The sequence below is a fragment of the Ruegeria sp. AM2 genome, assembly GCF_056540685.1.
The window spans coordinates 82,460-96,085 of record NZ_JBQFXE010000008.1; the positions used below are offsets into that span (position 1 = coordinate 82,460).

Annotated in this window: 12 protein-coding genes; 3 read left to right on the forward strand and 9 right to left on the reverse strand. The window is 59.2% G+C overall.

Annotation, left to right across the window (positions count from 1 at the left end; all coding sequences use genetic code 11):
- Nucleotides 1-26: 26 nt before the first annotated feature.
- Together ACR0CR_RS14810 and ACR0CR_RS14815 are read right to left on the reverse strand one after the other, a co-directional pair.
- Complete coding sequence (locus ACR0CR_RS14810) at nucleotides 27-1,379, reverse strand: MmgE/PrpD family protein (protein ID WP_480600353.1); 1,353 nt, start codon at nucleotides 1,377-1,379, stop codon at nucleotides 27-29.
- Complete coding sequence (locus ACR0CR_RS14815) at nucleotides 1,376-3,820, reverse strand: GcvT family protein (RefSeq protein ID WP_480600355.1); 2,445 nt, start codon at nucleotides 3,818-3,820, stop codon at nucleotides 1,376-1,378. Before ACR0CR_RS14815 ends, ACR0CR_RS14810 begins: the two co-directional genes overlap by 4 nt.
- Before the next feature lie 398 nt (nucleotides 3,821-4,218).
- On the opposite strand from ACR0CR_RS14815, the gene ACR0CR_RS14820 reads away from it, so the two are divergent.
- The gene (locus ACR0CR_RS14820) at nucleotides 4,219-4,548 is read left to right on the forward strand and encodes a hypothetical protein (RefSeq protein WP_480600358.1); all 330 of its coding nucleotides are present in this window, start codon (nucleotides 4,219-4,221) and stop codon (nucleotides 4,546-4,548) included.
- Nucleotides 4,549-4,551: 3 nt separating this feature from the next.
- On the opposite strand, the gene ACR0CR_RS14825 is transcribed toward ACR0CR_RS14820, so the two are convergent.
- Together ACR0CR_RS14825 and trhO are read right to left on the reverse strand one after the other, a co-directional pair.
- Nucleotides 4,552-5,082, reverse strand: a complete 531-nt coding sequence (locus ACR0CR_RS14825; protein ID WP_480600360.1) for an ion channel — start codon at nucleotides 5,080-5,082, stop codon at nucleotides 4,552-4,554.
- A 54-nt stretch (nucleotides 5,083-5,136) separates the two neighbouring features.
- A complete protein-coding gene (gene trhO / locus ACR0CR_RS14830; protein WP_480600363.1) occupies nucleotides 5,137-6,042 on the reverse strand; it encodes an oxygen-dependent tRNA uridine(34) hydroxylase TrhO in 906 nt (301 codons plus the stop codon).
- 95 nt (nucleotides 6,043-6,137) lie between these two features.
- Between trhO and pncA the strand changes: the two genes are divergently transcribed.
- Nucleotides 6,138-6,731, forward strand: coding sequence for a bifunctional nicotinamidase/pyrazinamidase (pncA, locus tag ACR0CR_RS14835; RefSeq protein ID WP_480600366.1), 594 nt, complete (start codon nucleotides 6,138-6,140; stop codon nucleotides 6,729-6,731).
- Between the two features lie 3 nt (nucleotides 6,732-6,734).
- Here the strand turns inward: pncA and ACR0CR_RS14840 are convergent, their stop codons facing one another.
- On the reverse strand, nucleotides 6,735-7,286 hold the full coding sequence (locus tag ACR0CR_RS14840; protein ID WP_480600368.1) for a hypothetical protein: 552 nt from the start codon (nucleotides 7,284-7,286) through the stop codon (nucleotides 6,735-6,737).
- Nucleotides 7,287-7,451: 165 nt separating this feature from the next.
- Between ACR0CR_RS14840 and pncB the strand changes: the two genes are divergently transcribed.
- Complete coding sequence (gene pncB / locus ACR0CR_RS14845) at nucleotides 7,452-8,744, forward strand: nicotinate phosphoribosyltransferase (RefSeq protein ID WP_480600370.1); 1,293 nt, start codon at nucleotides 7,452-7,454, stop codon at nucleotides 8,742-8,744.
- 3 nt (nucleotides 8,745-8,747) lie between these two features.
- Here the strand turns inward: pncB and ACR0CR_RS14850 are convergent, their stop codons facing one another.
- The 4 genes from ACR0CR_RS14850 to ACR0CR_RS14865 are packed head-to-tail and all read right to left on the reverse strand — an operon-like array spanning nucleotide 8,748 to nucleotide 13,586.
- On the reverse strand, nucleotides 8,748-10,199 hold the full coding sequence (locus ACR0CR_RS14850; protein ID WP_480600373.1) for an aldehyde dehydrogenase family protein: 1,452 nt from the start codon (nucleotides 10,197-10,199) through the stop codon (nucleotides 8,748-8,750).
- A gap of 32 nt (nucleotides 10,200-10,231) precedes the next feature.
- Nucleotides 10,232-11,830: an ABC transporter ATP-binding protein gene (locus tag ACR0CR_RS14855; protein ID WP_480600375.1), complete on the reverse strand. Its 1,599-nt coding sequence runs from the start codon at nucleotides 11,828-11,830 to the stop codon at nucleotides 10,232-10,234.
- Nucleotides 11,827-12,642, reverse strand: coding sequence for an ABC transporter permease (locus ACR0CR_RS14860; RefSeq protein ID WP_480600377.1), 816 nt, complete (start codon nucleotides 12,640-12,642; stop codon nucleotides 11,827-11,829). The genes ACR0CR_RS14855 and ACR0CR_RS14860 overlap by 4 nt, the downstream gene beginning before the upstream one ends.
- Complete coding sequence (locus ACR0CR_RS14865; protein ID WP_480600379.1) at nucleotides 12,639-13,586, reverse strand: ABC transporter permease; 948 nt, start codon at nucleotides 13,584-13,586, stop codon at nucleotides 12,639-12,641. The genes ACR0CR_RS14860 and ACR0CR_RS14865 overlap by 4 nt, the downstream gene beginning before the upstream one ends.
- Nucleotides 13,587-13,626: the final 40 nt, after the last annotated feature.

The window sequence follows — 13,626 nt, forward strand, 5'->3', positions numbered from 1 at the left end:
CTGGGCCGATGCAAAAAACGCTGTATTTAGGCCAAGGGGGGTGAATACAAAAGCCTGCCAAGATCCGAATAGGCTTTGCCGGGCTGTGTCAAAGCCAGGGTTTCCTCACATATCCGAGCCGCCCGGTCATTGCCAATCGCTGGCGCGGCAAACTCTTTGAACTTGTCCAGGACCTCTTGACGGCGCATCGGAACCTCGGGACCGCCGCGCGCATGAATGTCGCCGGACGAAAGCATCTGCCCATCGACGGACTCGATCGAAACATCCGCCCATCTTTCATCCGGAAAGCGCGCGTTGTGGCGTTCGCTTTCTTTGACCGAAATACGAGCCATAAAATCAAGAACAACCGGATCGGCAAGCCCCGAACCTGAAATGTGTTCGACCCCGATCCGGCCATGGACGGCCTGAACGGCGATAGCAAAGGGCAGGGAATACTGTGCTTGTGACGTAGTCTGGGGCGCACCGTCGAAAAGGCAAGCGGCCTCGTGGAAGCTGTTGACGTGAATTGCGCTGATCTGGTCATGGGCCAGACCGTTCTGATGCATCACCGATCTCACCCCATCAATGGCGGCGTGGGCCCAGCGGCAAATTGGATAGGGTTTCACATATTGGTGCTCGATCTGCCAAAACGCGCCAAGGTCATTCCAGTGCGGCGCGGTATCCGCGGCCTCGACCGTGATAGCGGGCGCGCCGGTGAAACCACGCTCGGCCAGGATACTGGACGAAATTCCAACCATGGCCCCCCACCCTGATCCGTCATGCAGCATCGTGGGATTGGCGATTTCGCGCATCATCTGACTGCGGGGGCCGTGATATTCCGCGATACCAAGGGCCTGACGCAGTTGTTCCGACGAATGACCGCGCAACCGGGCAGCCATGGCAGCCACGCCCAGCGCATTCCAGGCCCCGGATGTATGATAGTCGTTGACCGATGCGTGCAGGGCCATCCCGGCCCGACCAGCGACTTCATAACCAACGATCACCGCGGCCAGAGCCTGGCGCCCGGTCAAGTCAGGGCAGTGCTGTGCCAATGCGGCAAGCGCGGGTATCATGACTACGCCCATGTGCCCTTTGGTCGGGTTGTACCCGTCATGGGCATCCAAATTGTCCGTCTGAGTAGCAGCGGCGTAGGCCGCACCCGCCAGACTCACCGGACGACCATCAAACAGCATCTGCGCAGTAAAAGCGGGGTCGTTGCTGGCAAACAGCAGCGAGGCCGTGTCGCGCGCTATCACTCCGGCCTCCATCGGGGTTGAGGCGATCAGTACACCCATCGTGTCCAGCATCATCAGAGCTGCGGCCTCGATGGCACTTTCAGGCATGTCATCGGGTGACCGCTCCAGCACGAACTCGGCCAATCGATCGAATGTGGTGTTCATTTCACCAACTCGGGTTGATCCGCTTGCAGGTCCCGCAAACGGTGTCCAAGCGGGTCGAACGGCGGTTCAGATAGAATGCGCGCCTTGTGTGGCTTTCCGAGGATGAAGATATCGACGCTGTCTCCTGGCCCTGCAACCTGCGGATTGACATAGCCAATGGCCAAGGAAAGACCCACAGAATAACCAAATGCCCCCGACGTGACCCTTCCGACCGAGCGGCCATCCGGTGTAAAGATCGGCTCCCCTCCCGAGGCATCTGCATTCTCGGCCTCAACGGCCAGAATGGACAGCACTTCACGCGGAGGGTTGTCTTTCACCGCAAGATAGGCGGCCTTGTTCAAAAAATCCTTTTCCAGCTTGATCAGCCTGTCCAGGCCAACTTCCTGAGGCCAATATTCCTGCGAATACTCGCGGCCCCATGAGCCGTATCCCTTCTCGATGCGAAGCGAGCCCAGTGCGCGACCCCCTACCGGCCCGCCACTGAGATCACGTGCAGCGTCCAGAAGCGCTGAATAGAGCCTGATTTGGTCGCTTTCGGCGCAATGCAGTTCCCACCCCAGATCGCCGGTAAAGCTGACGCGAATGGCAAGGCAAGTCACTCCGGCCACGTCGATCGTGGCGGATCGCATGAAACGGAATGAGTCATTCGACAAGTCCGCATTGGTCAGGCGTTGCAGCACGTCGCGCGCTTTTGGCCCGGCCACGTTGAAACCTGCGATACGGTTCGTGGCAACCTCAAAGGTTGTGCCCTCGGGCAGGTCAACCATGTTGAAGAACCGCTGATGATATCGCTCGGCCATGCCCGAACCGATCATCATGTATTCGTCTTCCGCAACCTTGGTGATCGTGAAATCCCCGGCGACGCCGCCCCGAACCGAGATCAGCGGGGTCAGGCAGGACCGGCCGACCTGTGTCGGCACTCGGTTGGCGACCAACCGGTCCAACCAATCCTGCGCACCTGCGCCTTTGATGACGTAGTTGGCGAAGTTCGAGATATCGATGACGCCGACATGTTCGCGCAGCATGCGAGTTTCGCGCCCCACCGGTTCCCACCAATTCTGACGGGTGAACCCGTTTGTGTCCGAGACGCCGGGTTGGTCGGCGAACCAAAGCGGATGCTCCCACCCGCAATTCAGGCCAAACACGCAGCCCATCGCTTTCTGCATGTCGTACACCGGCCGGACACGGGCAGGTCGCCCGGCACTGCGTTCCTCGTTCGGGAAGTGGATCGCAAAACGATGCGCGTATTGGTCGGCGACGCGCGCTTTGGTGAAGGCCTTGTCGGCCCAATCGCCGAACCGGGCCAGATCCCAGGCAAACATGTCGTATTGCGGCTCGCCCTCGATCATCCATTGCGCGGACATGAGCCCCAGACCGCCCGATTGCGAGAACCCGGGGATAATACCGGTGCAGCAGAAGTAGTTTTGCAGCTCGGGCACCGGCCCCCAGATCGCGTTGCTGTCCGGAGACCAGATCATCGGCCCGTTAATTACCCGTTTGACCCCCGCCGTCGCGGCGACCGGCACCCGTTCGGTGGCACGGATAACGTTTTCCATGATCCGGTCCAGGTCGTCGGGAAACAGGTCATGCGCAAAATCCAGTGGAGTGCCATTTTCGGCCCAAAACCGCATGTCTTTTTCGTAGGCCCCGATCAGCAGGCCATTGCCTTCCTGGCGGAAGTAATACTCACCATCCCGATCCGCGATGGACGGAAGGCGGCGACCGAGATTGGCAACTTCGTCAATCGCCTCAGTTACAAAGTACTGATGCTCGGTCGGTTGCAACGGCAGTTCGATCCCGGCCAGAGCGGCAACTTCACGACCCCAGAGACCTCCGGCATTGACCACCCATTGGGTGTGGATGTCGCCCTTGTCGGTGCGCACGATCCAACTGCCATCCGGTTGCTGATCCGTCCCTATTACGGGGCAAAACCGTTCGATTGTAGCACCCAGCGCCCGGGCGCCCGCCGCGTAGGCCATCGTCACACCGGACGGGTCGACATTGCCGCCATCCGGCTCGAACATGATGCATCGAATGTCGTCAAATTGTGCCAGGGGATGCAATTCCTTGGCCTGCTCACGACTGATTTCGTAGAAGTTCAGGCCGTAGAACCGCGCCTTCGCCTCCTGCAGGCGCAACTGATGCTCACGATCCTCGGTCTGCGCCAGGTAAAGCGAGCCGGGTTGAAACACACCGCATCCCTGCCCGGTTTCCTTTTCCAACTCTTTATACAGGTTCATCGTGTAGTGCTGGATACGGGTGATGTTGTTGTTGTCATGCAGCCCGTGGATATTGGCCGCCGCGTGCCAAGTCGATCCGCTGGTCAACTCATCACGTTCCAGCAGGACCACATCGGTCCAGCCCAGCTTGGCCAGATGATACAGGATCGAGCATCCGGCCAGTCCCCCTCCGATTACGACGGCCTGTGCGTGGGATTTCATTGCCTCTCTCCTGTGCAGATCATCGCCCTTTGGTAAAGTCAGCCACAGGAGCGTGCAGGCTTATGCTCTGTTCCCGACGCGAAATGTCGGGAACAGGGTTGGGGTCGCGTGCTGAGATCACGATACCGCCGAGAAACCGTGAAAATGACGGGCGATTCGGCGATCTTCTGCCGGTTACGAGCCGAAGCGCGAAAGCGTGAGTCATCGTGACTTGAAATGAGAATCGGTGATTCTTTCATATATAGAGGACGCGCGAAAACGTGCGCCGCAATAGGTCGGTAAACGACGGGACAGGCTGGCAAACTCAGGCCCAAATGGGTGCCTGCCAGTGGAAAACTTGAAAAAGTTCCTAAAATGTTCTATTTTTGTTCCCATGTGGAACGGAGGTTTATCGAGCGATGACATATGCTGCCCGTCAAAGCTGGTACGACGCACCCAGCAACGATTACCACATGCTTCCGGTGACAGACCGGCAAATGCGCTATGCCCGCGCCATCGCGGAAAAATCCGCGTTGGATATCCCGGTTGAGGCGCAGCGTGACCGCAAGTCTTTGTCAGATTGGATTTCGGCCAACAAACCGCATGACCCGTCGCCCTTTGCCAACTATCCGACCGGCAAACAGGTGGCTTTTGCCGAGCGGATATCGCGCACCAAGCGCCGCCCGATCCCGTCCGAGTGCTTCCGCGACAAGCAGATGATGTCGCAGTGGATTGACCGGAATAAGTAGGCTCTAATCCGGGCTGTTTGAATGGGATCGACCATAGAGACCAACGGCGGCCGCAACAAACAATCCAAGCAGAACATAGCCGGTGATCGCCTCGGCCACGGCCAGAGCGCGGCACAGACCGGCCGGGTGCAGATCGCCGAAACCGACGGTAGTGAAGGTGACATAGGAAAAATACAAAACGTCTGCGGGCCCCTGCGCGCCGACAACACATATGTCACGATAGCCGAACGATCCGTAGACGGCGGCAAACAGGAAGGGCACCACCTGAATAAAGGAAATCCCCATCAGCAATAGTTGCCTGCGAGGCGCTTTGACTTGCGTAATGTAAAACCAGGTTTGGGACACCATCCAGATCAGCAAAACAACCGCAGCAACCGTGCCGATTGTGTCGCCCGCCGTGGCTTCGTTCAGGCGAGACAGCCCGTACCAGGCCAGAAAACTGACCAAAACCAATCCGCAAGCCGCAACCAGAGTCGATTTCCACTCTTCCAGCGTTGTCGGTTCGCGATGCCTAAAGCCGCTACCAGATCGCATGGACGCGATCATCCGGTGTCGGGCCCCGCTATGCAACAGGAAACGCAGGATGATTCAGTCTTGCCCCAGATGAGTGTGTCCGCGTTCACGGGCCAACACGATCTGTTTTTGACGTTCCCGAAACCGCGCTTTGTCCTGATCAGAGGTTTCATCGATGCAACGATGACAGGACACGCCGTGTTCGTATTCGGGGCGTTTGACATCTTCGGGCAGGATTGGGCGACGACACCCATGGCACAGCTTGTGGGGACCTTCGACCAGCCCATGACCGACCGAGACGCGGTTGTCGAAGACAAAACACTCTCCGTGCCAGGTGCTGTCTTCCGCCGGCATCTCTTCGAGATACCGCAGAATGCCGCCTTTCAGGTGATAAACGTCCTCGACGCCTTGCCCCAACAGGTAGTTGGTGGACTTTTCGCAGCGGATTCCACCGGTGCAGAACATCGCGACGCGCTTGTTGTGAAAGCGATCCTTGTTTTTTTCCCACCACGCGGGAAACTCGCCAAAACTCTGCGTGTTAGGGTCTATTGCACCCTCGAATGTACCGATCTGGACCTCGTAATCATTGCGCGTGTCGATGACCACAACATCATCCGAGCGGATCAGCTCATTCCAATCCTGCGGCTCGACATAGTGCCCAACGCTGGCGCGCGGATCGACGTCCGGCTGACCCATGGTCACAATCTCTTTCTTCAACCGCACCTTCATTTTACCGAAAGGAGGATCATCCGAAGTCGCCTCTTTCCACTCGAGATCCGCGCAGCCGGGCAAAGCCCGGATATGGGCCAGAACGGCATCAATTCCGGCACGCGGTCCGGCGATGGTGCCATTGATCCCTTCTTGCGCCATCAGCAACGTGCCCCTGACCGATTGCGCATGGCACAGGTCCAGCAGGGCCGGACGCAATGCATCCGGGTTTTCAAAACGGGTGAAGTGATAGAGGGCCGCAATCGTGTACATGTGCGCGATCTAGCCGCACGAACGTCGAGGCGCAAGAGAGTGCATTGACGCCCCCAACCCCAAACAATACCGATAGACCAGCGAAGGAGACCCCAATGACCCATGCCCTGATAGTCATCGACGTTCAGAACGATTTCTGCCCCGGCGGCGCGCTGGCAGTTCCCGGCGGCGACGAGATCGTTGGTTCGATCAATGCGATGATGGGTGATTTCGATGCCGTGATCCTGACGCAGGACTGGCATCCTGCGGGGCATGCCTCGTTCGCCAGCTCTCACGCGGGAAAAGGCCCCTTTGAGGTGATCGATATGCCTTATGGCCCGCAGGTTTTGTGGCCTGATCATTGTGTTCAAGGCACCCAGGGCGCGGCGTTTCACCCCCGGCTGAGGACGGATGCCGATCTGATCCTGCGAAAAGGATTTCGCAGCGCGATCGACAGCTATTCAGCGTTTTTCGAGAACGATCAGACCACGCCGACCGGGCTGAAAGGGTATCTGGACACGCGCGGCATTACCAAGCTGACCATGGTCGGGCTGGCCACCGATTTTTGCGTGCATTACTCAGCCGTCGATGCAGCCCGACAGGGGTTCGACGTAACCGTCAAACGCGATGCCTGCCGGGCAATCGATATGGACGGTTCACTGGCCGCTGCCGTACAGGCCATGCAAACGGCGGGCGTGACGCTGGCCTGAAACTCACTGAGGCGTGCCCCGATCTGCCAAGTACTTCAGCACGGCAAACAACAAGGCCGCAAGGCCCAAGGCATATCCGAGGCGCCGAGGCACCGGCTCTCTTCCCTGACCTGAGGCGGATTGCTGCTCCAGAGCGCTTGTCACCTGTGGTGCCAGCGGCTGCAGCGACACTGGCCCATCGTTTGGCGACGCAGGCCGGGCTGTTCGCACAAGGTCCAGAAATCCCCAGATATCAAAATCACCAAAATACTCGCCCTGAATGCCCATGTTTCGGATATTCGAAAACAGACGTCTCAGAATACGTTCGCGATCCAAGGCGTCCTCGGGCAAAAACTGGCCGTGCGGCAACCCGCTGTTTCGCGTTTCCAGACTGAAACCCGATTCCAGAAAAATCCTGCGTATCTTTGGCGACGCGGTTCTAAGCGCTTGCGCAGCGTGGAAATCCCGGAACAGAGCCCTGACGGCCCGGTTGCCCGTGAGTGCGGCAACACCGTGTTCTGGATCCACTTCATCTGGCGCAATCGCAACAATATCAAAGTCGTACTCGAAACCCATTCACAAACTTCAACCTTTTCTTCCATCCCCAACCCTTCACTAGACAGAGAAGAGCACCTTCAATGTGCCCGCATTGTGACTTGACCTTGTCATTGTCACCTGTTGGGCGACTCTTGCCATTCTCCGCCCTGATTGATCTAAGAACGGAAATCGCAGGAGGTCCCCATGGTCGACATCGCAACGCGGGTCTACAATCACAAATGGAAGATTGACCCGATTATCCGGTCCTTGATCGACACGGACTTCTACAAACTGCTGATGTGTCAGTCAGTGTTTCGAAATAAGCCCCAAACAAACGTTGAGTTTTCGCTGATCAACCGGTCGAATCACATTCCGCTGGCGCGATTGATCGACGAAGGCGAATTGCGTGAGCAGTTGGATCACATCCGATCCCTCAGGCTCAGCCGTGGAGAAAGCACCTGGCTGCGGGGCAATATGTTCTATGGAAAACGGCAGATGTTTCGGTCGGATTTCATGGAATGGTTCGAGGACCTGCGCCTGCCGCCTTACCATCTTGAACGCGTCGGCGACCAGTATGAGCTGACGTTCGAGGGTAAGTGGCACGAAGTCATGCTTTGGGAAATTCCCGCACTGGCCGTTTTGATGGAATTGCGTTCGCGCGCGGTCCTCAATGACATGCGGCGCTTTGAATTGCAGGTCCTCTATGCGCGCGCCATGACGCGGGTTTGGGAAAAGATCGACCGGCTGCGGGGAATTGATGGGCTTGGCATTGCCGATTTTGGCACCCGACGCCGCCACTCTTTTCTGTGGCAGGACTGGTGTGTGCAAGCCATGATCGAAGGGCTGGGGCCTGCGTTTTCGGGCACGTCCAACTGTTTGATCGCGATGCGCCGCGAGGTCGAGGCGATCGGAACCAACGCCCATGAATTGCCGATGGTCTATTCGGCCCTGGCCGAAACAGATGAGGCTCTGTCGCAGGCGCCCTACGACGTTCTCAGCGACTGGCATGATGAACATGATGGCAACCTCAGAATCATCCTGCCCGACACTTACGGCACCAAGGGGTTCCTGGATCGCGCGCCGGATTGGCTGGCCGGGTGGACTGGCATTCGTATTGACAGCGGTGATCCCGCCACGGCGGCAAATGTCGCCATCGATTGGTGGAACGCACGCGGAGAAGACCCCAAAGACAAGCGGATCATCTTCTCGGACGGTTTGGATGTCGACAAAATCCACGAACTGCACCGTCAATTTTCGGACCGGACCAAAGTGTCCTTTGGCTGGGGTACGTTGCTGACCAATGACTTTCGCGGCCTTGTTCCCGACGACGCGCTGGCGCCGTTTTCGTTGGTGTGCAAGGCCGTGTCGGCCAATGGGCGGCCAACCGTGAAGCTGTCGGACAATCCCGAAAAAGCGATGGGTCCAGCGGATGAGATCGACCGCTACAAGCGCGTGTTCGGTGTAGGGGCACAAAAGCCGATTGAAGTTATTGTCTAGGCTCTAACCATGGCGAGCGGCCACGGTTTTGAGCTGCGAAAACCCGTACAATGCCTCAAATCCCTTCTCGCGCCCGTGGCCTGACTTTCCGACGCCACCAAAAGGTAACTCCACGCCTCCGCCCGCACCATAATTGTTTATGAACACTTGCCCGGACCGCAGGCGCTTGGCCAATCGCATTTGCCGCGCGCCGTCACGGGTCCAAATGCTAGCGACAAGGCCATAGTCCGTGCTGTTGGCGATCTGAACGGCCTCTTCTTCGGTGTCAAACGGGATCAGAACCTGCACGGGTCCAAAAATCTCATCGCGCGCCAGCGGGTGATCGGGTGGGACATCTGCGAACAGGGTTGGCCGCACATAGGCACCCTGCGCCGGTGCATGATCCACGATCTTTCCCTGCCCCGCGACCTCCAAATCAGAGCCCTTTGCGAGGAAACCCGTTACAATGTCCTTCTGGCGCGCAGAAATCAGGGGTCCGACCCGCAAGTCATCCGGCGCCGGCCCAACGGTCAGATCGGCATAGGCTTCGGCCATTCGGGATTTGACCTGCGCGTACACACCGCGCTGCACCAAAATTCGCGACGACGCCGAGCAGGTCTGGCCTGCATTTTGAATTCCTGCATTCACCAGAAACGGCAGCGCCGTGTCCAGATCGGCATCGTCAAACACAAGTTGCGGAGACTTCCCGCCCAGTTCCAGCGTCACCGGTACCACATTGCGCCCCGCCGCCTGCTGGACCAAAGCTCCGGTTGCAACGGACCCGGTGAATGAGATGTGATGCACGCCCGGATGGCCGGACAGCGCCGCCCCTGCCTCGGCCCCCAGACCGGGCACCACGTTCAACGCACCCGCTGGCAGCCCGGCCTCTTGCGCCAGATGGGCAAAGGCCAGTGCGGTCAGGCAGGCCTCTTCCGCGGGTTTCAGCACGCAGGCATTACCCATCGCCAACGCCGCTCCGACCGAACGTCCGATGATTTGCATCGGATAGTTCCACGGCACGATATGGCCGGTCACCCCATGCGGCTCGCGCAGGGTATAGACCGTGTATCCGTCCAGATAGGGGATCGTCTCGCCCATCACCTTATCCGCCGCACCGCCATAGAACTCACAGTAACGCGCCAGAGCCACCGCGTCGGCCCGTGCCTGCGTCAACGGTTTGCCGACATCCATCGCCTCCAAAGCCGCCAGATCATCGACCCGCTCCAGAACCAGTTGCCCCAAGCGGGTCAGGATGCGCCCGCGTTCAAGCGCGGTCTTGCGGCCCCAATCGCCATCGAGTGCGGTTTGCGCGGCTTGAACCGCCTTATCGATATCTGCGGCGTCACCGCGTGCGATGTGGCAAATCTCGGTACCATCTGATGGATTGATCAGCGGCAATTCGGATTTCGTGGCGGGCGGGACCCATGCGCCTCCGATCAGGCAAAGGGCGGGGTTGAACCAGAGCGGGTGGGTCATATGGGCCTCCATTTCGGCTCTAAACTAGGGATTCAGGCGACCTGACTACCGATATCCGGCAGCGTCGGTGCGGCATCGATCAGGGTTTGGGTGTAAGGATGCTGGGGGTTAGAAAAGACCTGTTCTGTCTTACCCTGCTCAACAATCTGACCTGCCTGCATCACCATCACGCGGTCGGTGATCGTGCGCACGACGCTCAGGTCATGGCTGATAAACAAGTATGTCAGATCGTAGGACGCACAAAGTTCGGCCAGAAGATCGAGGATTTGCGCGCGGACCGAAACATCCAATGCCGAGACCGCCTCATCAAACAAGATCAACTCTGGCTCGATGATCAGCGCGCGGGCGATGGCGATCCGCTGCCGTTGCCCGCCCGAGAATTCGTGGATGTATTTTCCTGCGTCATCCGGCTTTAGGCCAACCGCAGTCAGCATTTCCGCGATCCGATCCTGCCGCGCGGACCCGGTCGGAGGCGAGTCGAGCAGGTGAAACGGCTCAGTAATCAAACGCTCAACCCGGTGCCGCGGATTGAAGCTGCCATAGGGGTCCTGGAACACGACCTGCATCTTTCGCCGCACGGCGAGGTTGGGTTTGTGACCAGCAAAGACCGGTTCCCCGTCCAGGCGAATGTCGCCGCCTTGCACTTCCTCCAACCCTAAAATTGCACGTGTTAGGGTCGATTTTCCGCATCCGGACTCTCCAACCAGCCCCAGACGTTCCCCGCGATTGAGGGTAAAGCTGACACCATCGACCGCGCGGTGATGGCGGGGTGCATCGAACAGACCTTTGCGCGGCAAGCGGTAGTCCCGGACGACTTGATTGACTTCCAGCAAGGCGTTGGGGTTTACCACCTGGGGTAGTTTGACCTGATGACCCGACGCCTCGAACAGCATCCGGGTATAGGGATGCTGCATGTTGCGCAGCAGGTGCTGGGTTTCTCCGCTTTCCACCACTTCGCCATGGCGCATCACGGTGATCCGATCGGCCATATCGGCCACGATGGCCAGATCATGGGTGATCATCAGCAGCCCCATGCCATATTCGGTCACCAATCCCTTGAGCAATTCAAGAATCTGCGCTTGCGTGGTGACATCCAAAGCCGTTGTCGGCTCATCAGCGATCAACAACTTGGGGCGCAAGGCAATGGCCATTGCGATCACCACGCGCTGACGCTGACCACCCGACAGTTCATGCGGATAGCGCGACAGGGGAAAGCGCTCGGGCGGCAGTCCGACACGGGTCAAGACGTCTTCGGCCCGTAACCGCGCCTGGGTTGGGGGCATGGCCTTGTGGATCAGGATCGTCTCGGTCACTTGATCGCCGATCGTCTTGACCGGGTTGAGCGCCGTCATCGGTTCCTGAAACACCATCCCGATCGCGGCACCGCGCAGGGCGCACAGGTCGGCCTCGGATTGGTTCAGCAGGTCCTGCCCTTCCAACCGGATCGCGCCTTGGGACTGCGCCCCATTCGGAAGCAATTGCATGACGGCCAGCGCAGTCATCGACTTGCCCGATCCGCTTTCGCCGGTCACAGCAACGATCTCGCCCGGCGCAATCGTCAGATTGACCTGCTTTAGGATTTCTGCGCCGTGGATCGACAGCGAGAGGTTTTCAATCTGCAACAAGCTCATGCCCGGGCCACCCTGATCCTGGGGTCGAGCCAATCGCGCAGCCCATCGCCCAAGAGGTTCAGACCCAGGACGGTCACGATGATCGCGAGACCCGGAATCAGAGCCAAATGCGGGGCAAAACTGACCATCGTCTGCGCATCGGCCAGCATCCGGCCCCAACTGGGTGTCGGCGGCTGCGCGCCGAGGCCGACATAGGACAGGCCAGCTTCGGCCAATATCCCCAGCGAAAACTGAATGGTCCCTTGGACGATCAGCAGGTTGGCGACGTTGGGCAGGATATGTTCCGCCGAGATCCGCGCCGCGCCTTTGCCCGAGACGCGGGCGGCAAGGATGAACTCGCGCTCCCACAATGACAGCGCAGCGCCGCGGGTGATGCGGGCGAAAACGGGGATATTGAAGATCCCGATGGCGATAATGGCGTTGATCGCACCTGCACCAAAGACGGCCGTGATCAGGATGGCGATGACCAGCGAGGGGAAGGCAAAGACCAGATCATTGCCACGCATGATCAACTCATCCAGCCACGATCCCTTGCGCGCCGCCGCGGTCAGCCCCAGCGGCACGCCCAGCGCCATACCAATGCCCACTGCAACCAAAGCCACTGCGATGGATGTTCGCGCGCCGACCATGATCATAGAGAACATGTCCCGTCCGAAATGATCCGTCCCGAACCAATGCTGCCCATTCGGCGGCTGCAGTTTGTCGGGAATGTTCAGCGCGGCATAGTCGTAGGGCGTCCAGACAAAGGACACCAGCGCCGCCAGCAGGACCAGCGAGGACAGGACCGCCCCAAGGATCAGGTTGCGGCTCATGTCCGGCTCCTTAGGCGGGGATCGACGGCGGCATAGGCCAGATCGACCAGAAAATTCACCGTGATGACGGCAAAGACCAGCAACATGACCACGGATTCAACCACGATCAGGTCACGGGCTGAAATGGCCTGAAACACCAGCCGCCCCAGGCCGGGAAGGTAGAAAACCTGCTCAATGATAATCGAACCGGCCAGAAGGAAGGAAAACTGCAGGCCGATGATCGTCAGGACCGGGATCAAGGCGTTGCGCACCCCGTGCCGCCACAGCGCCTGACGACGCGAAAGACCCTTGGCGCGCGCGGTGCGCATGAAGTCTTCGCCCAATATGTCCAGCAGGGATGAGCGCATGACCCGCGCCAGAATCGCCGCTTGCGGCAAGGCCAGCGCGATGGCGGGTAAGGTCAGGGAATGTATGCCGGTCCAAAATCCGTTGTCCCAGCCCGCGAACCCTCCGGCGTTGAACCAGCGCAGGTTGATGGCGAAGATCAGCACCAGCATCATCGCGAACCAGAAATTTGGCACCGCGATACCCAGTTGCGTTGCCCCCATGACCGTCAGATCCCCCGGTTTGCCCCGACGCGCCGCCGCATAAATTCCGGCAGGAAAGGCGATCAGTGTCGACAGGGTCAGCGCGTAGAGTGCCAGCGGCAGAGACACCCAGAGGCGATCAGCAATCATCTGCGACACGGGCGTGCGATAGGTGTAGGAGGTGCCGAAATCTCCGACCAGCATGCCCCCGATCCAGTTGACGTACCGCTCGGCCTTGGACACGTCCAAACCAAGCTCGGCCCGCAGCGCCGCCAGCGTGTCCGGTTGCGCATTCACGCCCAGCATGAAGGATGCCGGATCACCCGGCGCGACCTCGATCACCGCAAAGATCACCACCGAGGCAACGGCAAGGCTGATCACCAGCGATATCAGACGTTTGAGGGCATAGCGCAGCATCAGCGCCACGTTAGGGTGCGGTGCGTCATTGGTCCAGCGT